This is a genomic window from Galbibacter orientalis DSM 19592, from assembly GCF_000260115.1.
Classification (GTDB): domain Bacteria; phylum Bacteroidota; class Bacteroidia; order Flavobacteriales; family Flavobacteriaceae; genus Galbibacter; species Galbibacter orientalis.
Genome location: NZ_JH651379.1, coordinates 1337004 through 1362039, shown reverse-complemented (window position 1 = coordinate 1362039; position 25036 = coordinate 1337004). Strand labels below are relative to the sequence as shown.

Below are 25036 nucleotides of genomic sequence, written 5' to 3'. Positions count from 1 at the left end.
CTTATTTATTTAAAAGCGTTGCAATATCTTGTTCTATCATTTTAACACCTTCATCGGTTGTGCCATCATAATATACAATAGGATTTCCAAAATTGTCTGCTCTAGATCTAATAAATCCATTTCTATCAATTAAAGCAAAAAGCCCTGAGTGCTCAAAACCTCCATTAACATTTGCATTTTGCCCTGCATATAAATTAAATCCTGTGTTAGATAACTCATAAACTTGCTCCATATCTCCTGTCAACAAATGCCAGTTTGGACTTGTAATTCCGTATTCCTTAGCATATGCCAATAAAACTTCTGGAGTATCATGCTCTGGATTTATAGAGAAAGAAGCTACTGCAAAATCTTCATTTCTTTTAAATTTATTTTGAATTTTAACCATATTCCCTGTCATAACAGGACAAATAGTAGGACAAGTAGTAAAGAAAAATTCTACCACATAAACCTTTCCTTTGTAGTCTTCGTTTGTAATAGTATTTCCGTGTTGATCTACAAATTCAAAGCCAGGTACTTTCCCCATCTTTAACAAATCATCAGCTTCTAATTTCTTTTCACCAATAGCATGACGGTCCATATCCACCACCGTACCGCTTTTTACACGATCAATAATTTTTGGAATAAAAATTATCCCGAAAACTAAAATTACAAACCCAACAACTATATAAGACTTATTCTTCATTGCTTTTCTTGTTATATTTTAAATACGACTCCTTATCACTTACACCATTCTTTTTGGTAGCCATTCTATATTCAGCTAAAAGAACTTTAATATCGTCTATCATTTTATTATTCAAAACAGCTACAGAAGTAGCATCATAGCCATACAACTCTCTGTTTGTATGGTCGTCTATTAGACGTCCTCGGTGATTAACCTCTTTATCAATTATAAAAACATAAGGACTATAAGAATCTTCATTCAATGAAAATGGGGTTTGCAAGCTATTAAAAACCGAAGCTATGTTTTCTTCTGAAGTAAAAATAAAATGCCAATTAGAAACATCTGCTAACGGACTTAATTCTTCTTTTAAACCTTTAACTGCTTCTTGTGTTCCTTCTGGAGAGAGAAAAACAAATTGAAAATCTTTAAATCCGTTAAATCGTTTATATATTTTCTGATTTAAATTGAAGGCATTTAGTTTTTTAGAACTCACATTCTGCCCTAAAAAACCAAGAACTGTTATTTTACCGTGTAGACTAACTTTATTCCCTTCAGAAGAGAACGAACTCACATCTTGGACTTGCTCGTTTAAAACAGGTAATTTTCCAAAATTATTTACTCCTGAAGCAAAAAAAAGATAAACAGCAATAGGAAGTATAAACAAAACTCCAAGAACGATATATTTCTTCATCTAGCATGTAATTAAAAACAGTACAAAAATAAAAAAGACGGTTAAAAACCGCCTTATGAGTATTGTTAAAGTATTAAAAATCCCAACTTATAAAGCCATCATGATAGACATCATGAATGTAATTACCTTCTACTAATAAGATAAACATTAAGTATGGAATTAAAATAAGTAGTGGCAAAACTATAGACCATCTAAAACTTCCTTTTTCTCCTTCTAAGTGCATAAATGCCCATGCAATATAATATGCCTTAACAAGAGTTAAGATGATAAAAATCCAGTTTAATAATTTCATTCCTAATACATAATTATCAAGAACTGCTGGACGTATAATACCTAATATAACTTCTACAATAGTAATTACGGAAAGGATTCCGAAAACTACCCAAATTCTTTTTGTATTCGATTCGTGTGCGTGTGCCATTTTTTTTAACTATATAATTTATACAAGGTAAAAGAAGGTAAATACAAATACCCAAACAAGATCTACAAAGTGCCAGTATAAACCAACCTTTTCAACCATTTCGTAGTTATTTCTTCTTTCGTAAGTTCCTAAAATAACATTGATAAATATAATGATATTGATAACAACTCCAGAAACTACGTGGAAACCGTGGAATCCAGTAATAAAGAAGAAGAAATCTGCAAATAAACGATTTCCATATTCATTATGCACTAGGTTTGCTCCTTCTACCACCATTGCAGCTTGTGCTAGGCGCTCTGCTGTCTGCTCACGCGTAAGAACAACTTTCTTACCAGTTTCATCAGACATTTCTGTTCTAGCTACAATATTATGATTTGCTTCAAAACCTGCTTTTACTTCTTCTACTGAAAAAGATGGCAATGTAGTTTCCGACATAAACCAAATTCCTTGATTTGATTCTTGCGTAACACGTTCTCCATGTAATGGTTTTGCAAAATCTGCTAACGCTACGCGCTCTCCAGTTGAAGCATCTAGGAATTGAAGTATTCTTCCTGATTTTAATTCTACTGCTCCAAATTCACCTTTAATAAAGTTTTTCCACTCCCATGCTTGAGAACCAACAAAGATAATCCCTCCTATAATAGTAAAAAACATATACCATATAACGCGAGTTTTCTTTAATTGATGACCAGCATCTACTGCCAACACCATAGTAACAGAAGAAAAAATAAGGATAAACGTCATCAATGCCACATAGTACATTGGTGCGTCTACGCCATGTAAAAAAGGAAAGTGAGTAAACACTTCATCGGCAATTGGCCATGTTTCGATAAACTTGTATCGAGAAAAACCGTAAGCGGCTAAAAATCCAGAAAAAGTTAGTGCATCCGATACGATAAAAAACCACATCATCATTTTACCATAACTTGCGCTTAGAGGCTCATTTCCTCCACCCCAAACTTTTTCTTCAGAACCTGTTGTAACAGTAGCTTCCATAAATGTTAAAGTATTCTTATTTTAAAATTTTTCAAATTTACGTTTTTTATTTATCTAAAGAAATAGAAAAATAAAATCAAATATACCCACAAAAAGTCTAAAAAGTGCCAAAACATCGCACCGAGTTCTAAACCAAGGGTTTGACCGGGTATATATTTTTCTTTAAAATGATTATAAATTACAATAATCAACACTAATAAACCAGCAAATACGTGTACTAAGTGCGAAAACACGATGGCATATAAAAAAGATGTGGTAATTGTACTTTCACTTCCTGTGAAATAATAACCTGCATCTATAATTTCTGAAAATCCTTTAAACTGAAAATATACAAACAACAATCCTAATACAAAAGTTGCTAATAAAAACCCAGTTGCAGCACTACGATTATTTTTCTCAATGGTTTTTTTTACCATATAAAAAGTAATACTACTTATTATTATTGAAATGGTACTGATAAAAAATGCTGGCGGAATTTCAATACTCGACACCCAATCTGGTCTTGACTTACTTACCACATATGCACTGGTTAAACCAGCAAACATCATTGCAATACTAATCATCCCAAACCAAAGCATCATCTTTTTAGCTCTAGCATTTTTTAATTCGCTACTACCTTGCGTTAAATCCATTAACTTAAAAATTTATCTACTACATATACAATTTGCATTAACGATATATAGCTTACACTTGCTAACATTAATGCTCTTGCCGATTTATTATCCCTTTTTTGATACAGCCTAAATGCAAAAACAAGCATTCCAATTCCCATTAAAAATATAATAACTGCGGCTGGAACAGAAAGTGTTAAACTCCCCGTAAGCCCCGTCACTGGAAACACAGATGCTAATAACATCCAAATAGTATACATTATAATTTGATTAGCAGTTGCTTTGTCTTTTTCCCCAGTAGGCAACATTTTAAAACCAGCTCTTTTGTAATCTTCATCTAAGAGCCAACCTATAGCCCAAAAATGTGGGAATTGCCAAAAGAATTGAATCATAAATAAAGTCCCTGGCTCTATTCCAAATTCATTTGTTGCAGCAACCCAGCCTAACATAAAAGGGATTGCTCCTGGAAAGGCTCCAACAAACACCGCCAGCGGTGTTTTTGTCTTTAAAGGTGTATAAACACAGGTATATAAAAATATAGAAATAGCTCCAAACATTGCTGTTTTAGGATTAACTACATAAAGTGTAATTACTCCTAAAATGGTAAAAGTAATTGCTATTGTAAAGGCTACATTAACAGACATTCTTCCAGAAGGAATTGGTCTGTTTTGTGTACGCTTCATCAACGCATCTAAATCTTTTTCTATTAACTGATTAAAAGCATTTGAAGCTCCTACCATAAAATAGCCTCCGAAAGCTAAAAGAAGTAAAACTTTCCAACTAAAAGTCTCTGCTCCCAATAAATATCCAGCTATGGAAGAAAAAACCACACTAAATGCGAGACCTGCTTTTGTAATTTGTTTAAAATCATCAAAAATCAGGGAAAATGTATTTGTATTTGTAGTTGTATCCAACGCGGTTTTCATCAATCCATTCTAAATCGGGTGCAAAGATAACTCACAAAAGGTTTTTATGCAATGATTTAACTAATGAACTCATCCTGATTTTCCCAATTAACTAAAAAAACACCTTTTTGCACTCGCTTTTTATCTTTTCCAGCTCTGCAACACTGCTATGTTACTCAAAAAAAATACCTAGAGGCAAACCCACGAGGTATGAATTGAAACAAATTTAACTCATTTCAATGTAAAGTTCTTTAATATACTCAGGACAAGCTCTTCGGGATCAAACCCTCCATAAGGAATTAAACACAAAAAAGGCATTGCACTACAATTTAAAAATCGCATCCAGTTAAATTACTGCACTTTAAAAATTATAGGTTTTAAAAAAACAACATCAACCTCCTGATTACCCTGTTTCCCAGGCTTCATCTGAGGTATCAACCCTGTAACTCGCGCCGCTTCTTTCTCTAATGATTTATGAGGAGCTCGAACTTTAACATCAGAAACTTCTCCTTGTTTATTAATCTTAAACTGAACATCTATCCTTAATGTCCCACTCAACCCATAATCTGAAGCTATTGATGCGTCAAAATTTTTCTGAACAATCCTATTAATTTTATCACTCATACAATCTCTACGCTCGCTATTTGTTTCCAAAGTTTCACAACCAGGAAAAACAGGAACAAACTCAACAGTATTTATTGAGATAGGACCTATGTCTTCCACAGGCTCCGCATTAACTATATCGTCTACTGATACTTCTATTTTATCTTCTGATTTATTTAAAAACTCATCTTTAGCATCAATTTTAGTATCATCATCTACCACTTTCAATTCATCAATCAATTTTGAAATTTTCGGAAGGTCATTTTTCTGTGTAACTTCTTTAACCTTTTCTACTTCAAAAGCAGGCATTACATACACTTTTTCCTCTTCTAACATAGATACTTCAGGTAAGTTAGCCACTTCTGGAATTGCAAATGCAGTTTCGATTAAAAAATAACATCCTACCAACGCTACTAACAATCCTATCTGAAAACGAATTACTCCGCCTTTAATCTTAAAATCTTTTTTAGAAGCTCTTGATGAGCGTTCTTTAACAACTTCGGATTCTTTTTTTGTAAAATCTTTCATAAATATATGGTTTTAAAATAGTTAACTTCAAAACCACATTCAAGAAACGTACCAAAAATAAAAAAGCCCGAGTTTTAAACTCAGGCTTTTAAAAATATTATATAAAACTAAATTAGTTTAATTTAAATACAATTGGGTAAGCAAATGTTACTGGTGTTGGTCTACCTCTTTGTTTACCAGGGATAAGTTTAGGCAATTTATTAATAATTCTTCTTGCCTCTTCATCTAAACTCTTATCTGGAGCTCTTGTATTAAGAATAGTAATAGTACCATCTTTATTAATACGGAAGTTTACATACACTCTACCTTGAATCCCCATTTCTTGAGCCATATCAGGGTAACGGAATGTTTTTCTTACGTGCTTATCAAGATTTTCTTTAAAACAAGTAAATTGCTGTGCTTTAGGAACACCTTTACAGTCTTCAAACATTGGTTTATCCTCAATAACTGTAAAAGGTACATCAACATCAATAGGCTCTTCAACCTCAACAATGTCTTCAACTTCTGCAATCTCTTCTTCTTGAGTAGTTTCAGTAGACTCAATAACTGTTTCTTCTACTTCTTCTTCATCTTCTACAACTTCAATAACCTCTGGTGCCGCTGGTGGCGGTGGAGGTGGTGGAGTTTTAATTTGCTCCGTCAAAGGCACTTCTTCCTCTAACTGCTCATCAACATCCATAGTATAATTAAAAGCTTCTACTTTGTCGTATTTTTTCCATTCGATTGCTTGCCAACACACAAACGAGATGATAGCTAGCCCGATAGCAAAGTATAAACCGCTATTACGAGTTAAGTCAGCTTTTGGATTCTTTTTAGGTTCCATAATCTATATATTTGTTTGCTAATTTAATTATTTATTTGTGTAATTTCCAATTAAATTTCCTTTTTTAACGCAATCTTCTTGCTAAATAAAAGTTTATCAAAAAGATAGCTATTAAAATTCCTACTAAATTTGCGATAATATCTCTCAAATCAAAGGATCTTTCGTATGGTAATACATATTGTAATAACTCAATAATTATACCATAAGCAAAAGAAAACAGAGAAACTTTAGAAATTGCTCTTTTTAAATTGATTTTTTTATAGTAACAATAGAATAAAACTGTGTTTACAAAGTAAAATATACCATGTACTAGTTTATCTGAAACTTCAATCCCCGATTCGACTTCTTTTACAATTTCAACGGAAACTAAACTTGCTACTGTAATACAAAACAGCCATAAAACGGCTAAAAAAAGATACCAATTTTTATTAAGCTCCAATAAGTTCTTTATAATCGGCATCGCTCAATAAATCTTCAACTTCAGAAGCATCAGAAATTTTAATTTTAATCATCCAACCGTCTCCATAAGGATCTGAATTTACTTTTTCTGGCTCATCTTCTAGAGACTCATTAAACGCTATAATTTCACCAGAAAGTGGCAAAAATAAATCTGAAACTGTTTTTACAGCTTCAACTGTCCCGAAAATCTCTTCTCTTTCTAGAGTTTCATCTACGGTTTCTACTTCTACGTAAACGATGTCTCCAAGTTCACCTTGAGCAAAATCTGTAACTCCTACGGTAGCTACATCGCCCTCTATTTTAACCCATTCGTGGTCTTTTGTGTATTTTAATTCTGAAGGAATGTTCATAAAAAATAAAATATTATAATATTAGCTCGACAAATGTAATTCTTTATACTAATGATTTCAAACAGAAAGTTGTTAATTTCCAAAATTATATCGTAATGTAAACCCTGTACGAATAGTAGTTTGCGGAAATGCAGTGGAAACTTTAAACTCTGAGAACGTATGATCGTAAAAGAAAAGTGTTGTTAAATTCTTAGTAAGCGCATAATCTGCAGTAAACTTAAGTGCCCAAATATTCTGCCCTGCTGTTACTTGATTTGTATTGATATCTAAATTTCTAATAACCGTTATATTGTCTCGTAACGATAAATCTGCTTTTAAATTTAAATCGCCTTTCAGTACATTTCTTCTTCCTCCAATATTAGTTACAAACCTAAGATCTGGAATTCTATATCCTAAACCAACAACATATTCATTCCCTGCCATTTCAGTAAGTAAATTATTATCAAAACTTAAAGAAAGCGCTCTATCCTTTCTCATTTCTGCTAAAACACTTACAGAATTATTCATTTCAAAATCCATTCTAATCAGTGGATTGAATTGCTCTACCAAGGTTGCATTGGTGTATAAAATTTCATTTTTATAGTTTCCTGATTGATCAAACTGACTTCCTTTTCCGTAATCCAAATTTGATCTAAAACTATTAATACTATAACTAGAACGATACCCGTGCGCCAAAGAAAAACGTCTAAAATTATCTTTAAACCATTGCATCCGCATAAGTCCAGTATACTTTACCGTCCAATTTGGTATTGGAGTATCTCTAAAAGCTCCTAAAGAGACACTACTTGCATTTTTACCAGTATAAGCGGCTATAAATGCAGGTAATAATACAGCTTGATTGGTTGGCCCATACCCAACAGGATAGTCAGCAGCATCTGGGTTTTCTGGTTCTCCAGCCAAGCGTTGGGCTATTAAAATTCTATTTTTACTGAATTGATTAAATGTTTCTGATGATTCTTCTTTAGTTTGATCAAAAGAAGTACCTATCATTATTGTAGAAATTGAGAAATCTCCATATTGATTTTGAATAAGCGCATTATAGTCAAAAATCCCATCTCCATTTATATCTTCAATTTTATAGTTTTCAGCATACGATTCGGAATACTGCCTATCTGCTACCAAATCGATAGTTAAATCTCTAAAGGGCTGAACGTTTGCAGAAATATTCAATTGCGTAGCTTCTCTCGACATATATTGCTGGTTAAATTCTGGAAAGGTAGTTAACCATCCTTTTTGGGCGGCTTCATAACGAACATCAGACTGACTTCCGAAAACAAACCCCCATGAAGGACGCAATGTTCCTATAAAACCAACCGACTCCGTATATCCCGGCAACACTTTTCCTGTGTTGGAAGTATAACTAAGATTGATTCTTTTAACCATGGTTACCAAGTCTATCATTGTATTGTAACCTCCATACTTTTTAGTCTTAATTTCCGCTGGCGCTTGTTCTTGATCTGGATCGGCAATTGGTAAAGCTCCTCTAGAAGACTGATTTGCAGTAGTACCTGTTTTTCTTTTTAACCCGAGATAAGAATAGAGTTTATCCATTCCAAAAGAAGCATTTAAATTATGAGTACTTGCATTTTGAATTGTATTTAAATCTTCTCCTGCTACTTCATTTAAAACCTCACTTCCACGTTGCCAATCAAAATCTCCCGTATAGGCATAAGTTGCAGTAATAAAATTTAAAAACGGAATCTTATCCAGCGGAATATCATAATTTAATTGAAGTTGCTGCATATGCCTATTTGGATCTCCAACATTCCAAAAACCATCCCACAGAGCGAGATCTCTATTTACAATCTGATCTCCATTTTCGTCTTCTTCAAAATAATTCTTTATAATATGATTGTTGGCAGCTGTAAAATTAAACTGCAACGACTTTGTCAAATTATAATTTACTGCATATTGCCAATCGAATAAATAATTTCGTTGCTGCACTTCTGGTAATCCTAATAAATTAGAGGAATCTCCTGCAGCTAAAACTTGTCTAAAAGATTGTCTATTTAAAGTCCTTGTTATATTTGAATTTAAAGAAACACTTGTTGGAAGTAAATTGAAATTAAATTCTTTTAACCAATCCCAATACTTACTTTTTAAAATAGAATCCGAATTCTTTAAAGGCACCACCTCCAATGGCTTAAAGTTATGATTATATAAAAACCCTGTTCTTACATTTTGATCCCTTAATCGTTCAATTTCATAATCTCTATGCTCTACTTGGTTGTAAGCAAAATTAAAAGTGAAGTTCTCAATACCGTATACCGTTGGTTTTTGCTCTTCTCCTCTATTTTTTCGAACTCCAATAAAGTTTATACTCTTTCTTTTTGTGTAATCTTCAGCTTGATTTCTTATTTGCTCTCTTTCTTGAGTACTCGTTGCTGCATCCAGTCTATCATCTAATTTTATATCTTGGTATAAAGGATCAAACTCTGGAGTAATTAATTCTTCAGAAACACTATAATTCATAGGCACTTGAACCCCCCAATTTTTAGGTAGTAATTGTCCCAAATTAACATTACTATTAAGTGCATAACCAACCACATCTTCACGACTTCTTTCATTTGGAGTCTGATCTATGCTTCCAAATCCAGAAGTACTCATATTCCCAGTAGCTGAAATATTAGCAAAATCAGCCACGTTTAAATCCATTGCTGCTATTGCCGCCCATCCGCCTTCGTTATCTAATTCTGCCAAACGCAATTCGTTAAACCAAACCTCTCCACAAACATCATCTCCAACAGCCGAACTTGGATTTTTTACCCCAACCATAGCGGCTCTAATATTTCCTAAACTAGGATTCCCTTTTACCGCAACTCGCATATCTCCAAGCTCTCGAGGTGCAAATTCATCAATTTCATTCCCTTCTTCATCATAATAAGTTACCTCTTGAAGCGATCCATTAGCTATTCCGGCAGCTTTAATTTTTGAAAGTAAAGAAAGCGGTAAATCAATACTATTTATATCAGGCCAAATTGTTGATGGATCTGTAGTCCCTCCAGGAGTTATCTGTAAAGGAACTTCTACTTGATAATAATTCTCTGTAAAATCTGTTCCTATTCTTAAAAAAGCAACCAAATCTCCATCTGCTACCGGATTGGTTTTATATTGCTCTGCATGAATAAACATTTTTAAGCGCTTATACTGTCTAATATCAATATTAATACTTTTAAATACTCCTCGAGAATCTTCTGGTTCTAAGTCGCAAACGGCAAACGAAAGTGATTGTTCGTTCTGACGTATAATTGTATTGTTATTATTTAATTGTTCTCTAACAACCCCTGGCGGCAATCTATATGGAATAGGATCTCTTTGTTCGTTTTCTTGAATATTTACGGTATTTACATCCACAAAAGTACCATCGTCATCTGGATCTGGATCGTCTTCTGGCTGTAAACTTTGAGAGTAGTTCCTCCAATCTCCACGTACTAAATCTAAGGTTCCAAAACGCAATACAATAGGATCATTAAATCCTGTCATAAACATTCTCATAAAACTGATAGATCGGATATCGGTAATTCCTCCTATAGCCTCATCATATTCATCAATAGGAACTTTAAATTGAATCCACCGCACACGGTAATTATCATTATTTGGTGTTTCCACCTCAACCTCTTTAATGTCTGTAACAAAAGGGTCGGTACGTTGAATATTTGGTCCAATTGGAATTCTATACTGAAAATAACTATCCACCGTATTCATCGTTAAATCACGATCAACATCTTCCACATCTGGTAAAGTTGTAGAACCTCTATTATTATTTCCTACTTGTACAGGAGAATTTCCTTGCGGATTATTATAATTATAATATCTATTTAAGATGTCTCCAGTAGCTTCTAAATAAAACTGGTAGTTATCTAAAGCTGGATCTGGCCCTGGATTATTATAAAAATTAGCCTCTTGATCATCTAAAAGTCCATCATAACCAGCATCTTGAATATTTCTATTGGAAGTATCTGCATTAAAAGCATAGACTAAAGATTGTGTTGAAGGTACTCTACCAAAAGAGGTAGTATTTACTAACGCAGGGTTACTTTCTACTGGCAATCCATTTTCATACTGCTTCCTTCCATCTTTTAAAATATCTTCACTTATATTCCCTAAATTAAATACAAGTTCTCCACTTCCACCCGTTGTTGGACCATCTTCATAATAAGGATCTAAAAGCCAAAATTGGATATACTCAACATTAGATTGCTCAAAATTTGTACTATTAACAGAGCGCATAATTCCTCCCCAACGTTCTTGAGCTGGAAGTGTTTCGAAATTAGCATTATCGTTATACTGTCCTTTCTCTCCAGGATAATATGCAACATCTAAAGTAGGCTGTACCAATGTTTGACCTTGCGCTACATCTTGCTGAGGAAAAATTTCATCAATAAAAATTCGTCGTGTTTGATTTGTAGAGATATCATCATCCGTAATTCCTCCTGGACGTTGGTTACTATAAAAAATTGGATCAATAGTATACCATGCCATTTTTGCCCGTTTTGCTCTAGAGGCTATATTATCATTTTCAATTTCTCCTCCATATCCTATTGGAGCACTAGCTAAAGACCAAGCTAAAGAGGATCTAATATCTATAAATGCCTGAGCTCCCTCAAAATCGTCTAAATATGAGGTTGTCTCCCCATCAAAGTCGGAGCTCTTTGGTGAGCCTGGCAATAAATAAGCAAAATCTCCACGCACAGACAGGTTAGACGCTACATCGGTATCTATATTCGGAAGTTTATTTACTAACCTAGTTAAAAAAGGAAGCTCTTTAGAATAGTTTCCATTCAAACCAAGAATGGTGTTATTTACAGGTTCAATTCCGAAGTTTGACTTTTGTGTTAACGGACGCTCACTCATATTTAAAAACGTACCTCCCAACATAAAATCTTCGTTAAATTGATGCTCTATATGAACTCCAGAAAATCTTCTAGTTTGTTGTCCAAAAACGGCATTATTTTCCACGGACACTTCAATTGGAACATTGGATGCTCGTAGGCCTTCATCTAAAATCTGAACTGTTCCCGCCTGATAATTTACTGTATAATCAATTCCTTCTTGAAGCACTCTTCCGCCAGCAGTAACTCTTACAGAACCTCGAGGAACATTAAAAGCGCCTAATGGAATTCCTCCAGAACTTTCTGCTTTATAACGCCCTTTAAGCATAAACTTATTTTTCTCAGCACTTTCTAAAGAAGCAGCTTTTGTAAGTTTATACATGTTTCGATACACATATTGCGCTTGATTGTCATTATTAGGAGTAAAATTAGGATCATCATAGTTATTTCCTCCTCCTAAAACATCATATAAAAACTCTCCAAAAGGTTCTACTTTTGTAAACTTTATTAAGCCATTTTGTACATCTACAGTTACACCAGGCAGAAAATCAAAGAAACCATCTCCACCATTCTGCGGATCGTTATACACATTTAATCTGTCAAAATTAAAAACATCTAGCAATATTCTATCTTCCAATCCTTGCGGCCAAGTAGCATCGTCTACCGGAGTGATGTAATTTATTGGTGAAGGATCTGTATATAAAATATTCATTCTGAAATCTTCTTGAGAAAGCTGATATGCTCCTGTTGAGTAGAAGTTTTTCATCATTAAATCCCATATAGGGTCGCTAACATTGGTAATATTACTTTTCAGCATTTTTAAAACTAACGCCTGAGGATTTACTTGCGTTACCACCCCATTTGTTTCTTCAAACTCTGTAGCATTTACCCCATCATTTGCAAATTCCCCCACTTGATACACTTCTCCTTGATAGGTATATTGGAATGCAACAGCTAAAACCTCATCATTACTTAATCTTTGGTTTAAGGAGATATAACCGAGTTGTGTATCTACTGTGTATTCACGATTTGGCTCTAATTTTCTAGCATTTTCTAAGATAGAATAATCAAACCCCTGACTCGGATTATAGCCAGCAACATTAAATCCTTGCTGAACAGTAGCTATATCCCTAATAGATTCTGTCAACGCAGAACCAGCTCCCCCTATATTGAAAGGGTCGTAAGCATTGGAGGCATTTCGGGGTAAGTTATTAATAGTACCAAAAAATCCTGGAGGCGCATTCTGATTAATACGCGTATTGGCTGGCTCTGGTTCTCCTAAATCTTGAAGTGCCACTAAGTTTCTTACGTTATCTGTACGCTGTGCTCTATTTGTTACCCAAACCTCAATTCTCGTAATTTGAACTTGACTTCTAATAAAAGGGTAATTTTCTAAGGCCTGATCGTATTGATCTCTAAAATATTGCGATAAGAAGAAGTGTCTATCTTCATCGTAATCTAACGCTAATATCTCAAATTCGTTGATAGTTCCTCCTCCTTGCGCTGTTACACTTCTACTTTGAGAGCGTTGTTCCGAAAAAACACCAGTTACAGTAGTTCTACCAAATTTCAATTCTGTTTTTACCCCAAAAAGACTTTGTGCTCCATTTATTAAAGAGCTATTAAGTGGCATACTTACATTACCAACTTCTATTTTCTGAATAATATCATCTTCATTTGGAGTATATTCAAGTTTTATAAGATTTTGAAAATCGAAGGTTGCCTCTGTATCATAATTTGCATTAATTGATAACCGCGTACCTACTCTCCCTAATAAACTCAAACTAATACGCTGATCAAAATCAAAGGAAACATTACTTCTATTTCTTGGTGATAAGGCTGGATTATCATTTTTTTGAAAACGCACTCCCAAGTCCATCGCCACAGATCCTTGTGGAATTACTTCTATAGTATTCCCTCCAAAAACACTTTCAAAGAAATTAGAATTCACATAAAAGTTAGGTAAAAGATTTTTCTGAGCCTCTTCTGTTCCTTCTTTCCCAGAAACAGCATCGATTTTCTCTTTGAAATAATCTCTCATTTGCTCATTTAAAATGAGTCGCTCATACTCTTCAGGAGTTAGAATAACAGGATAAGAGATATCATAATTCCCTATAGATTCTGTATAAATATATTTATCTGTTACTGGATCGTAGGTATATTTTGAAGAAACGCTTTCTAACTTCTGCATTTTAATTCTACCCAAGGAAACCCCTGCCTGGGTGGAATCTTGCTCTTGCTCGGACTCCTCCTGGGAAAATACAGTAGTTGTTAAAAATAAACAGCAAACAACAATAAATATTCTCAACTGTTTATTAATTAAGTTAGGGCTGGTTATAGTTTTCAAGCCAGTTATAAGTTTTTAAGCGCGTTTTTTATTATGCTTTCAACACTTAAATCGGGTTCAGTTTTCACAATCTTATCCACCACCTTTTCAGCTTGTTTTCGGGCAAATCCCAAAACCTCTAAAGCTGATAACGCTTCATCTTTATTTGTATTGTCCTGCTTAGCAAAAACTTCATCAATATCGTAAATTTTAAGTATTTTATCTTTCAAATCTATAATTACACGTTGTGCAGTTTTTGCACCGATTCCTTTTACAGATTGAATGGTTGCAACATCACTAGAAGCAATTGCATCTCGTATTTGCACAGGTTCTAAAGAGCTTAGCATTGTTCTAGCAATACTTGCCCCAATTCCTGAAACAGAAATTAGCAATCTAAAAATTTCTCTTTCTGCTTTATCTGCAAAACCGTAAAGGGTGTGTGAATCTTCTTTTACTTGTAAATGGGTATACAACTGTAAGTTTTCATTGGAGGATATCTTCGAATAGGTATTCAAAGATATATGTATTTGATATCCTACTCCATTACACTCGATAACCACATCGGTTGGATTCTTTTCAACAAGTTTTCCTTTGATCTGTGTAATCATTCTTAATAAAACGTTAATGCTCCAAATGTAACAAATTTAATTACACTTAGAGCATTTAATCTTATTTTGAATTTAAATTTCTTACTATAAGGCTGCTTTCTGTCGCTTTTCTTTTTCTTGAGCATCTACAACCGCTACAGCCGTCATATTCACAATCTCCTCAACCCCAGCACCTAACTGTAAAATATGTACTGGTTTATTCATTCCAAGTAAGATTGGTCCAATAGAATCTGATTGATTCAATTCTTTCATTAATTTATAAGTAATATTTGCCGAATCTAAGTTTGGAAATATCAATGTATTCACTTTTTTTCCAGCAAGTTTTGAAAATGGAAACTGACTCTGAAGCAATTCTTTATTCAAAGCAAAATCTGATTGCACCTCTCCATCAACCGTAATATCTGGATAATGGCGGTGTAAATATGCCACGGCATCTCCAACCTTGTTTGCTCTATCATCTCTAGAAGAACCAAAGTTTGCATAAGAAAGCATTGCAATAACAGGTTCTATCCCAAACATTTTTGCCGCAGTTGCTGTCATTTGCGCTATTTTAGCCAACTCTTTTGAGGTAGGTTCTATGTTTATTGAGGTATCTGATAAAAACATTGGTCCACGCTCTGTAATCATTAAGTTCATGGCTGCAACCTTACTTACCCCACTTGCTTTTCCGATAAGTTCTAACATCGGACGGACAACGGTTGGATACGCTCTAGAATACCCAGAAATCAAACAATCCGCATCTCCTTCATTTACCATCATGGCAGCAAAATAATTACGGTCGCGCATTTTCTTTTGCGCATCGTAGAAGGTTACTCCATGACGCTTTCTAGCCTCCCAATATTTTTTTGCGTACTGATTTTTCTTCTCATTACACTCATTTGTTTTATTATCGATAATTAAAACGTCCGCATCAAAATCGATTTCCTTCATCAATTCAAGAATCGTTTCTTTATCTCCTAATAAAATAGGTTCTGCAATTCCTTCTTCTAAAACAATTTGAGCAGCTTTTAAAATATCTAAATGATCTGCTTCTGCAAAAACTACTTTTTTAGGATTTGTTTTTGCTCTATTGTGTAGTAACCTAACAATTTTATTATCGTTTCCTAAACGTTGTAATAACTCTTCCTCATATTTAGCCCAATCTTCTATTGGCTCTTTGGCAACTCCACTATCCATTGCAGCTTTTGCAACCGCTGGCGGTACAGACGCAATAAGTCTTGGATCAAATGGTTTAGGAATAATATAATCGCGACCAAAATTTAATCGGGTTTCTCCGTATGCAATATTTACTTGTTCAGGAACTGGCTCTTTTGTTAACTCGGCTAATGCTTTTACAGCAGCCATTTTCATTTCCTCATTAATTTTTGTAGCACGAACGTCTAAAGCCCCTCTAAAAATAAAAGGAAAACCTAGTACATTATTTACCTGATTAGGATGATCGGATCTTCCAGTTGCCATAATAATATCTTTACGAGTGCTCATTGCAAGCTCATAATCTATTTCTGGATCTGGATTTGCCATTGCAAAAACTATAGGATTATCTGCCATTGAATTTAACATTGCTGGCGAAACAATATCGGCAATTGAAAGACCTATAAACACATCGGCGTTTACCATAGCCTCTTCCAAAGTATCTATTTTTCTATCGGAAGCAAACTCTAATTTTTCTTTTGAAAGATTTTCTCGATCTTTTCTAATAACCCCTTTACTATCTAGCATTACAATATTTTCTGGCATAGCACCAAATGCTTTGTAAAGTCTTGTACAAGAAACTGCAGCTGCTCCAGCTCCACTAATCACAATTTTTACGTCTTCTATCTTCTTTTCAGCAATTTCTAATGCATTTAACAATGCTGCTGCAGAAATAATTGCTGTTCCATGTTGGTCGTCGTGCATTACAGGAATATCCAACTCTTCTTTTAAACGACGCTCAATTTCAAAAGCTTCGGGAGCTTTTATATCTTCTAAATTAATTCCTCCAAAAGTTGGGGCTATTGTTTTTACAGTTTCAATAAACTTATCGATATCTTTAGTATCTAATTCGATATCCATTCCATCTATATCTGCAAAAATCTTAAATAGCAATCCTTTTCCTTCCATAACAGGCTTAGAGGCTTCTGGCCCAATATCTCCAAGTCCTAAAACTGCTGTTCCATTAGTAATTACAGCTACTAAATTTCCTTTAGCAGTATATTTATAAACGTTGTCTTTATTTTTTGCAATTTCCAAACAAGGCTCTGCTACTCCTGGAGAATATGCTAGCGCTAAATCTCTTTGTGTGGAATAACGTTTTGTTGGGACTATCTTTATTTTTCCCGGCTGGGGCTTAGCATGGTATACTAAAGCTTCTCTTCTTCTACTTTCTTTACTCATAGTTGCTATTTTAATCCTTAATTGGATACTGAATATCTAGACTCCTATTTACTTATAATTTATAACATCAAAAACGACAATTCATTTTATCATACAAAGGTATAAGAAACTTGTTCTAATAAAACACCTCAAAAGTGAAATGTTTTTGTAAATTTTAAATAATTATACATCTCTTAAATTACAATTAATTATGTCTTAGCGCTGCATTTAGATATATAATATTTTTACTATATTTAATTGCTTAACGCTTAACAATTATCAAGCTAAATAATACTTCATGTATACACAAAAGATATTTGGTGCAAAGGATATGTTGCTTTGGACACGCTTTGAACTCTACAAATTTATAATTATTGCCACTATAGAAGTTCTTATATTTAATTTAAGTGATGGGATTGTACAAATCCCTTTTACTCCAGTTGCTTTAGTAGGTACTGCTGTTGCTTTTATTATTGGTTTTCAGAGTAATTCTGCTTATGGTAGAATTTGGGAAGCAAGACAAATATGGGGTTCTATAGTTAATTCTTCCAGAACTTTTGGAATGAAGACAAAAGACTTTATCAATAATGAACATGCGTAAAATCCTATAAGTGAAGAGGAACTTCAACAAGAAATTAAAACAATAACCTACAGACATATTGCTTGGATGACCGCTTTGCGTTATGCAATGCGGCAACCCAAACCATGGGAATACGTAATGAAGGAAAACACTAATAAAGAGTGGGCAAATAAAATTTATGTTCCTGAATTTAATATCCCTTTCAACGAAGCTATTACCCCTTACCTATCTAAAGAAGAAATTGAACATCTTCAAAATAAAAGCAACAAACAAACTGCAATTTTATATTTACAATCCAAGCATTTAAAAAAATTAAAAGAAAAGGGGCTTATTTGGGAGTTTTCTTTTTTAGAATTAGAAAATGTAATAGAAGAACTTTTTACACACCAAGGTAAATCTGAAAGGATAAAAAACTTTCCATATCCAAGACAGTTTGCCTCTCTTTTACACTACTTTACTTGGCTTTTTATTTTGACAATCCCTATAGCTATTGCTGCTCAATTTCATGATTTAGGAGAAACCCTTGCAAAAAAAACAGTTGGTTTAGATCAATGGTTTGTTTGGTTATCTGTTCCTTTTTCAATAGCTGTAATGTGGGTTTTTCATACTATGAATAGGATAGGAAGAGTTGGTGAAAATCCATTTGAAGGCTCTGCAAACGACGTGCCTATTTCTACCATTACAAGAGGAATCGAAATAGATTTAAGACAGAATCTAGGCGAAGATCCAGAAAGCATCCCAAATCAATTTGAAGAAAGAAGTTATGTGCAGATGTAAAATCCTAGCTTAAAATAATTCTCTTTCTACTATGTCTGTTTGAATGGATTATTTGTCCTTCAAAAACTCAATATTTCGTTTTAATCCAGCAAATTTTGTTCGCTTTACGGGCGATTTTTTAAAAATTTCACTAAAAACCTCTTGTGTAATTTCTTCCCAATCTTTTTTCGACATAGAAAGAAGTTCAGGATTTGGATTAAAAAGGGGTTCGTTATGAGGTTTTGAGAAACGATTCCATGGGCATACATCTTGACACACATCGCAACCAAACATCCAATCATCAAATTTACCTGAAAATTCTGTAGGAATTTGGTCTTTCAATTCAATCGTAAAATAAGAAATACACTTACTGCCATCCACCACATAGGGCTCTGTAATTGCTTCTGTAGGGCAAGCATCTATACAGGCAGTACAACTCCCACAATGATCTGTTACAGGCGCATCGTATTCCAACTCTAAATCTACTATTAATTCAGCAATAAAAAAGAAAGACCCCACTTGCTTAGAAAGTAAATTACTGTTTTTACCTACCCATCCTAATCCACTTTTTGCTGCCCAAGCCTTATCAAGCACAGGTGCAGAATCTACAAAAGCTCGCCCACCAACTTCTCCTATTTCCGTTTCTATAAAAGTTAGAAGTTGTTTTAATTTATCTTTTATTACAAAATGGTAATCGGTTCCATAAGCATACTTTGATATTTTAGGCGCTTCTGGATCTTGTTGGGTTTGCGAAGGAAAATAATTTAGCAATAACGATATTACAGATTTTGACCCCTCTACTAGAAGTCGCGGATCTAAACGCTTATCAAAATGATTTTCCATATACTGCATTTCGCCATGCATATTATTTTTCAACCATTTCTCCAATCTAGGCGCTTCTTCTTCTAAAAAATCTGCTTTAGAAATTCCACACGACAAAAATCCGAGGCGTTTAGCTTCCGTTTTAATTAGGGCTGTATGTTTTTCTTTTACTGTCAATTATTAACTCTCATTTTAAAATAAAGTGGAACGTTTTTAGGCTTTAACGAAATAAGTGGGTTTATCTCTATGGCATTTAATTTAGAAGATATTTCATACTTTTTAATTACTTCTACCAAAACAAGTATCATTTCAAACATAGCAAAGTTATTTCCAACACACATTCGTGGACCCGCTCCAAATGGATAATAATATCCTGAATATTCTTTTTTATCGATATCTAAAAATCGTTCTGGACGGTATTCGTCTGGATATTCCCAAAAATTCTGCTCCCTTTGCAACTCATAAATAGACAATAATATAAGTGTATCCTTTTTAAAAGTATGTCCCTCTACCTCATCATCTTCAACAGCTACTCTATCTATAACATATACGGGCGGATACAAACGCATTGCCTCTTCAATACAGGCTTTTGCATAAGGTAGTTTCCCAAAAATTTCAGCTAAATTACCTTCATCAATATTTATATTTTTTACTTCTTGATAAAGTTTCTCTTGAATTTCAGGATTTTTAGCCAAGAGAAATAATGTAAAACTCAGCGCATTTGCTGTTGTTTCATGTCCCGCAGTAAATAAAATTAAAACCTCATCGATTAATTGCTGTCTCGACATAAAAGTTCCATCGTCATATTTAGCATTTAGCAACATATCGAGAAGATCATTTTCTTCTTTTTCTGAAGAAATCCTTTCTTCGATTATGGTATTTAGAATATCCCTTCCTTCTTTAGCATATCCAAGATGTCTATTTTTCATTCCTGATAAAGAAAACCACCATTGAAGATAAGGTTGTCTCATTTCTCGAATTACCATTTGCTGATTCACTTCTGTTATATGCTGAAGTTTTGCCATAGCCTCTCGGATATCCGACCTGCTAAACAACGATTTTGCAACCACCTGAAATGCTAAGTCGCCCATTAACGGATAAACATCCAATGTAGTATTTTCTTTAATCTGAAGAAGCTCTCCTTTTATTGCTTGACACATTATTTGAAGCAAATCTGCTAGCTTCTTTTTATGAAATGCTGGTTGTATCATTCTTCGATGTACAAGCCAATGTTCCCCTTCTGAAGTTAATAAACCACGACCAATATAATTTGCTAAATCCTCGGTTTGTAATGGTGATTTTTTATAATTCCCATGATTTTTTTGAAGGACATGCCGAATAATTTTTGGATTTTTTGTAAAAACAACTGGTTCTCCAGCAGGCGTCCGAACCGTAAAGATTGCTCCTAATTCTTCAAAAATCTCTCTATGAAAAGAAATAGGATTTTTTAAAATCCGCTTTGCATTTAAAATCACTCTCCAATGTGGAACTTTCGGTAATTTATGCATAAAAATCTCGAATTTTTGTTATTTCCAATAAGAAATACTTTAAAATAGTCCTCCTTGAATCCCTCCTTTTACTCTTCCCAAATGTTTATAAGCAAGCTCGGTAACCTCCCTCCCACGTGGAGTTCTATGGATAAATCCTTGTTGTATTAAAAAAGGCTCATACACCTCTTCAATAGTTTCCGCACTTTCGGATACCGCAGTTGCCAATGTAGTAATTCCCACTGGCCCTCCTTTGAATTTATCAATAATAGTTGTTAGAATTTTATTATCCATTTCATCCAAACCAAAGGCATCTACATTAAGCGCTTTGAGTCCGAATTTAGAAATTTCAATATCTATTTTTCCATTACCTTTTATCTGAGCAAAATCTCGAATCCTGCGTAAAAGTGCATTTGCAATACGAGGCGTTCCTCTACTACGACCTGCAATTTCTATAGCCGCTTCCATAGAAATTGGCATTTTTAAAATTTGTGCACTTCTTTGAACAATATCTGCCAATAACTCCGTAGAATAATATTGGAGTCGGCTACTAATTCCAAATCTAGCACGCATTGGTGCTGTTAATAATCCAGAGCGTGTGGTAGCACCTATAAGTGTAAACGGATTCAAATTAATCTGCACCGTCCTTGCATTAGGACCACTTTCAATCATAATATCGATTTTATAATCTTCCATTGCAGAATACAAATACTCTTCTACAATAGGGCTCAATCTATGAATTTCATCTATAAAAAGTACATCGCGCTCCTCTAAATTAGTAAGTAATCCCGCTAAATCTCCAGGCTTATCAAGCACTGGTCCAGAGGTTACTTTTATTCCTACCCCTAACTCATTTGCCAGAATATGCGCCAAAGTTGTTTTTCCTAGCCCTGGAGGACCATGAAACAAAGTATGATCCAACGCTTCGGAACGTAGATTAGCCGCTTGCACAAAAACAGTTAAGTTTTCTAATACTTGATCTTGACCAGCAAAATCATCAAAACTTAACGGTCGTAATGCCTTTTCTATATCTACTTCTTCCGCAGAAAAATTATCGCCTGTAGGATCTAAATATTCGTTCATAGATTACAAAAGTACGTGATTTTTTTTCATTGATAATGCTCGCTAACTGTCAATAAAAAAACTATATTTTTCTTCATTTATGTACAGGTAAATATACAAGGCCATTTTGCCGCAAGAAAGCAGCATAAAGACTAAATAGTAACTATTACAAAATAAGTAGTTTATAAAAATATCGAGGAGAAACCCTCAATAAGGGGTTAAAAAGTATTCCTGCACTAAAAAAAGGTTTCCCCACATGGTAAATACCCTTCCCGCTGAACTTGTATAGCTTCCCCCGGACATTGTTACCCTTCCTGCCGAACTTGTATAGCTTCCCCCAGGCATTGTTACCCTTCCTGCAGACTTGGAATGCTTTCCCAGCAACCTTATAATGCTTCCCGACTGCGGGGAAGCATTTATCTGCATCAAATAAGAATATGTTTGCCACGAATTCACTAATGTTATTTTTGATATTTAGTATGAAGTATTAAGTACAAAGTATTTAGAAAATTCTGCTATATAAATCCGTGTATCTGCGACTTAAACTATAGAAAATTACTGCCACGAATTCACTAATGTTATTTTCGTTCTTGGTATTTTGTATGAAGTACAAAGTATTAAGAAAACTACTGCCACGAATTCACTAATATTTTTTGTTTTTCCTACTATTAAGAACTTCTCCAAGTATAGAGAGTATTATATATTCGTGAATTTGTGGCTATAATTTAAAGACCAATAAGATTTAAGCTACCAAGTTATAAATTGGTTAAATTTTATTTTTCTGAAATAGAAATTTGTAATTTGTAGCTATGAAGAAAACTACATATACCGCCGAAATACTAAAATATATTCCCTTTTTATATGTTATTTGGTCTGATGAACTCCTTTCGCCTTCGGAGATTTCTGTATTTAAAAAATCTATAGAAACCGATTCTATTTCTGAAGCAGCCAAAACCACACTTAAAAAATGGATTAATGCTGAAGAATCTCCTCTAGATGAAACTCTTGTTTCTTGGAAAAAAATAATTAATGATTCTGGATTAAAATTAATAGAAAGCGATGCTTACCCCTTAACCTCATTTAGTATGAGGTTGGCAAGCAATAGTCAATCTACAGAAATTTATGATGAAAGTTTAAAATATATAGAGATTAATTTAGGGATTCAACCCAATCATTATCATCATCTATTTGATGTAAAAATAGAAACTGCTAGTAGCGCTGCTTTTTATTCAGCTGAAAAAATAGACACGCTCCTTAAAGGAGAACACGCTCCATATGTTGATAAATTTCGAGAGAAATTAAATGATCCCATTTTTGATTTTCAAATTATAAGAAACAAAGAAGAATTTAGAAATCATGTTTTAACACAAGTTAAATTTTTAGCAAAAGATGGCTATGGCGCAATGGCATATGACAATGCATATGGAGGTATTGGAAACATGCCTACTTACGCAAGTATTTTTGAAAACCTAATGTATGTAGACGGAAGTCTAACCATAAAATTTGGCGTTCAGTTTGGTCTTTTTGGAGGAAGTATCCAGAACTTAGGAACAAAAAAGCATCATGACAAATATTTAAAAGAAACTGGAGAAGCCAATCTTTTAGGTTGTTTCGCTATGACCGAAACCCGACATGGCTCTAATGTAAGAGGAGTAAAAACTACTGCTACTTATGTAAAAGAAACCGATTCTATTGTTATTGAAACTCCTGGAGAAAACGATAATAAAGAATACATCGGGAATGCACTCCATGCGGAAATGGCAACTGTTTTTGCACAACTAATTGTAAACGGAAAAAACGAAGGCGTGCATGCTATCTTAACCAGAATAAGAGATAAAGATGGCAATTTAATGCCTGGTGTAAAAGTGGAAGACAACGGCTACAAACTGGGACTTAACGGTGTTGATAATGGAAAAATCTGGTTTTCTAACGTTGCTGTACCACGAGAAAACTTATTAAACAGGTATGGAGATATTGACAAAGATGGAAATTACACCTCCCCGATAGAAAATCCTAATAAACGCTTTTTTACCATGCTCGGCACTTTGGTTGGTGGTAGAATTTGTGTTGCAAAAGGTGCATTAAGTGGTGCAAAAAAGGCTTTATCTATTGCTGTAAAGTACGCCTTACAAAGACGACAATTTAACAGTAATGAAAAAATCCAAGAGGATTTAATAATGGATTATCCTACGCATCAACTACGTTTAATTAAACCCATAGCAAAATCTTATGTTTACCATACTGTTTTAGATAAACTCATTAAGGATTATGCCAATTCTAAAGAAGACGGGCGGAGAGAAATAGAAACCCAAGCAGCTGCGCTAAAAGCATCAATTACATGGTTTTCTAACCAAACAATTCAAGAATGTAGAGAAGCATGTGGCGGGAAAGGGTATTTAATAGAAAATAAAATTCCGCATATAAAAGGAGATGTAGATATTTTTACCACTTTTGAAGGAGATAACACGGTATTGATTCAATTAGCTGCCAAAGGTATTTTAACTAATTTCAAAACTGAATTTAACAGTGATAATTTTATGGATGTGCTCAAATACGTAGGCACACAATTATCCGACAGACTCACTACAATTAATCCTATTTTCACCAATAAAACAGATAAAGAACACCTCTTTGATACTGAATTCCATAAAGAAGCTTTTGAATACAGAACCCGTAGACTTACATTTTCTGTTGCTTCTAGAGTTCAGAAATACATAAAAAAAGGAATTCCATCATACCAAGCATTTCTTAAAGTTCAAACACATATGGTTATGCTAGGAAAAGCATATAGTGAAGAATTATCTTATAATGAATTTTTAAATTTTGTAGAAAAAATACAGGAAGAAGAACTTCGGTTCTTATTTAAAAAATTAGGCGCTTTATTTGCTTTGAGTGAGATAAACCACCATGCCGCTTGGTATTTAGAACATGGATATATAAGTGCTAATAAATCTAAGGCTATTAGAAAGCAGGTAGAACGGATTTGTTCGGAATTAAGGCCACATGTAAATACGCTTGTTGATGGCTTCGGGATTCCAAAAAGCTGCTTAAAAACTCCAATTTTATAGCAACAAAAAGTGGCTGTCTAAAAAATATTTATACGCTAAGTGTCATCCTGAGCTCAGTTTGACAACTACAAAACATTTTTTAAACAGCCACTTAA

18 protein-coding genes and 1 pseudogene are annotated in these 25036 nt (G+C 34.0%); 2 read left to right on the top strand and 17 right to left on the bottom strand.

Features of this window, described 5'->3' with window-relative positions:
* Position 1: 1 nt before the first annotated feature.
* The 13 genes from JOOMADRAFT_RS06080 to JOOMADRAFT_RS06020 all read right to left on the bottom strand — a co-directional run bounded on the left by JOOMADRAFT_RS06080 (position 2) and on the right by JOOMADRAFT_RS06020 (position 17187).
* Entirely contained in the window at positions 2 to 682 is a 681-nt protein-coding gene (locus JOOMADRAFT_RS06080) for an SCO family protein (RefSeq protein WP_008611993.1), read from the bottom strand.
* Entirely contained in the window at positions 672 to 1352 is a 681-nt protein-coding gene (locus JOOMADRAFT_RS06075) for a hypothetical protein (protein WP_008611991.1), read from the bottom strand. Before JOOMADRAFT_RS06075 ends, JOOMADRAFT_RS06080 begins: the two co-directional genes overlap by 11 nt.
* A gap of 73 nt (positions 1353 to 1425) precedes the next feature.
* Positions 1426 to 1773, bottom strand: coding sequence for a cytochrome C oxidase subunit IV family protein (locus JOOMADRAFT_RS06070; protein WP_008611990.1), 348 nt, complete (start codon positions 1771 to 1773; stop codon positions 1426 to 1428).
* A gap of 18 nt (positions 1774 to 1791) precedes the next feature.
* Positions 1792 to 2769, bottom strand: coding sequence for a cytochrome c oxidase subunit 3 (locus JOOMADRAFT_RS06065; RefSeq protein WP_008611989.1), 978 nt, complete (start codon positions 2767 to 2769; stop codon positions 1792 to 1794).
* 50 nt (positions 2770 to 2819) lie between these two features.
* Positions 2820 to 3401, bottom strand: a complete 582-nt coding sequence (locus JOOMADRAFT_RS06060) for a cytochrome c oxidase subunit 3 (protein WP_008611988.1) — start codon at positions 3399 to 3401, stop codon at positions 2820 to 2822.
* Positions 3401 to 4306, bottom strand: coding sequence for a heme o synthase (gene cyoE / locus JOOMADRAFT_RS06055; protein ID WP_008611987.1), 906 nt, complete (start codon positions 4304 to 4306; stop codon positions 3401 to 3403). The genes JOOMADRAFT_RS06060 and cyoE overlap by 1 nt, the downstream gene beginning before the upstream one ends.
* 330 nt (positions 4307 to 4636) lie before the next feature.
* The gene (locus JOOMADRAFT_RS06050; protein ID WP_008611986.1) at positions 4637 to 5416 is read right to left on the bottom strand and encodes an energy transducer TonB; all 780 of its coding nucleotides are present in this window, start codon (positions 5414 to 5416) and stop codon (positions 4637 to 4639) included.
* Between the two features lie 112 nt (positions 5417 to 5528).
* Positions 5529 to 6239 carry an energy transducer TonB gene (locus tag JOOMADRAFT_RS06045; RefSeq protein ID WP_008611985.1) on the bottom strand — a complete coding sequence of 237 codons (711 nt, stop codon included), beginning with the start codon at positions 6237 to 6239 and terminating at the stop codon, positions 5529 to 5531.
* Positions 6240 to 6303: 64 nt separating this feature from the next.
* A complete protein-coding gene (locus JOOMADRAFT_RS06040; protein WP_245547656.1) occupies positions 6304 to 6678 on the bottom strand; it encodes a VanZ family protein in 375 nt (124 codons plus the stop codon).
* Positions 6668 to 7048 carry a glycine cleavage system protein GcvH gene (gcvH, locus tag JOOMADRAFT_RS06035; RefSeq protein ID WP_008611982.1) on the bottom strand — a complete coding sequence of 127 codons (381 nt, stop codon included), beginning with the start codon at positions 7046 to 7048 and terminating at the stop codon, positions 6668 to 6670. Before gcvH ends, JOOMADRAFT_RS06040 begins: the two co-directional genes overlap by 11 nt.
* Positions 7049 to 7120: 72 nt before the next feature.
* Positions 7121 to 14227, bottom strand: a complete 7107-nt coding sequence (sov, locus tag JOOMADRAFT_RS06030; RefSeq protein WP_008611981.1) for a T9SS outer membrane translocon Sov/SprA — start codon at positions 14225 to 14227, stop codon at positions 7121 to 7123.
* Positions 14228 to 14232: 5 nt separating this feature from the next.
* Positions 14233 to 14814 (bottom strand): Holliday junction branch migration protein RuvA, encoded by a 582-nt coding sequence (ruvA, locus tag JOOMADRAFT_RS06025; protein WP_008611980.1) that lies wholly within the window; start codon positions 14812 to 14814, stop codon positions 14233 to 14235.
* An 84-nt stretch (positions 14815 to 14898) separates the two neighbouring features.
* The gene (locus tag JOOMADRAFT_RS06020) at positions 14899 to 17187 is read right to left on the bottom strand and encodes an NADP-dependent malic enzyme (protein ID WP_008611979.1); all 2289 of its coding nucleotides are present in this window, start codon (positions 17185 to 17187) and stop codon (positions 14899 to 14901) included.
* A gap of 277 nt (positions 17188 to 17464) precedes the next feature.
* On the opposite strand from JOOMADRAFT_RS06020, the pseudogene JOOMADRAFT_RS06015 reads away from it, so the two are divergent.
* Positions 17465 to 18523, top strand: a pseudogene (locus JOOMADRAFT_RS06015) (bestrophin family protein).
* Between the two features lie 48 nt (positions 18524 to 18571).
* Here JOOMADRAFT_RS06015 and queG read toward each other — a convergent pair.
* The 4 genes from queG to JOOMADRAFT_RS05995 all read right to left on the bottom strand — a co-directional run bounded on the left by queG (position 18572) and on the right by JOOMADRAFT_RS05995 (position 22321).
* Positions 18572 to 19501, bottom strand: a complete 930-nt coding sequence (gene queG / locus JOOMADRAFT_RS06010; RefSeq protein ID WP_008611978.1) for a tRNA epoxyqueuosine(34) reductase QueG — start codon at positions 19499 to 19501, stop codon at positions 18572 to 18574.
* Positions 19498 to 20832 (bottom strand): cytochrome P450, encoded by a 1335-nt coding sequence (locus JOOMADRAFT_RS06005; RefSeq protein WP_008611977.1) that lies wholly within the window; start codon positions 20830 to 20832, stop codon positions 19498 to 19500. Before JOOMADRAFT_RS06005 ends, queG begins: the two co-directional genes overlap by 4 nt.
* Before the next feature lie 39 nt (positions 20833 to 20871).
* Positions 20872 to 21894: a Holliday junction branch migration DNA helicase RuvB gene (ruvB, locus tag JOOMADRAFT_RS06000; RefSeq protein ID WP_008611976.1), complete on the bottom strand. Its 1023-nt coding sequence runs from the start codon at positions 21892 to 21894 to the stop codon at positions 20872 to 20874.
* Positions 21895 to 22039: 145 nt separating this feature from the next.
* Complete coding sequence (locus JOOMADRAFT_RS05995) at positions 22040 to 22321, bottom strand: hypothetical protein (protein ID WP_157136659.1); 282 nt, start codon at positions 22319 to 22321, stop codon at positions 22040 to 22042.
* Between the two features lie 361 nt (positions 22322 to 22682).
* Here JOOMADRAFT_RS05995 and JOOMADRAFT_RS05990 point away from each other — a divergent pair, with 361 nt between their 5' ends.
* Positions 22683 to 24941 carry an acyl-CoA dehydrogenase family protein gene (locus tag JOOMADRAFT_RS05990; RefSeq protein ID WP_008611975.1) on the top strand — a complete coding sequence of 753 codons (2259 nt, stop codon included), beginning with the start codon at positions 22683 to 22685 and terminating at the stop codon, positions 24939 to 24941.
* Positions 24942 to 25036 lie beyond the last annotated feature (95 nt).

Excerpts from the sequence above, each read along its gene's own strand:
- JOOMADRAFT_RS06070 (WP_008611990.1), bottom strand. The coding sequence starts at position 1,773 with ATGGCACACGCACACGAATCGAATACAAAAAGAATTTGGGTAGTTTTC.
- JOOMADRAFT_RS06045 (WP_008611985.1), bottom strand. The coding sequence starts at position 6,239 with ATGGAACCTAAAAAGAATCCAAAAGCTGACTTAACTCGTAATAGCGGT.
- gcvH (WP_008611982.1), bottom strand. The coding sequence starts at position 7,048 with ATGAACATTCCTTCAGAATTAAAATACACAAAAGACCACGAATGGGTT.
- JOOMADRAFT_RS06060 (WP_008611988.1), bottom strand. The coding sequence starts at position 3,401 with ATGGATTTAACGCAAGGTAGTAGCGAATTAAAAAATGCTAGAGCTAAA.
- JOOMADRAFT_RS06005 (WP_008611977.1), bottom strand. The coding sequence starts at position 20,832 with ATGCATAAATTACCGAAAGTTCCACATTGGAGAGTGATTTTAAATGCA.
- JOOMADRAFT_RS06080 (WP_008611993.1), bottom strand. The coding sequence starts at position 682 with ATGAAGAATAAGTCTTATATAGTTGTTGGGTTTGTAATTTTAGTTTTC.
- cyoE (WP_008611987.1), bottom strand. The coding sequence starts at position 4,306 with ATGAAAACCGCGTTGGATACAACTACAAATACAAATACATTTTCCCTG.
- JOOMADRAFT_RS06020 (WP_008611979.1), bottom strand. The coding sequence starts at position 17,187 with ATGAGTAAAGAAAGTAGAAGAAGAGAAGCTTTAGTATACCATGCTAAG.
- ruvB (WP_008611976.1), bottom strand. The coding sequence starts at position 21,894 with ATGAACGAATATTTAGATCCTACAGGCGATAATTTTTCTGCGGAAGAA.
- JOOMADRAFT_RS06050 (WP_008611986.1), bottom strand. The coding sequence starts at position 5,416 with ATGAAAGATTTTACAAAAAAAGAATCCGAAGTTGTTAAAGAACGCTCA.
- JOOMADRAFT_RS06065 (WP_008611989.1), bottom strand. The coding sequence starts at position 2,769 with ATGGAAGCTACTGTTACAACAGGTTCTGAAGAAAAAGTTTGGGGTGGA.
- ruvA (WP_008611980.1), bottom strand. The coding sequence starts at position 14,814 with ATGATTACACAGATCAAAGGAAAACTTGTTGAAAAGAATCCAACCGAT.
- JOOMADRAFT_RS06075 (WP_008611991.1), bottom strand. The coding sequence starts at position 1,352 with ATGAAGAAATATATCGTTCTTGGAGTTTTGTTTATACTTCCTATTGCT.
- JOOMADRAFT_RS05990 (WP_008611975.1), top strand. The coding sequence starts at position 22,683 with ATGAAGAAAACTACATATACCGCCGAAATACTAAAATATATTCCCTTT.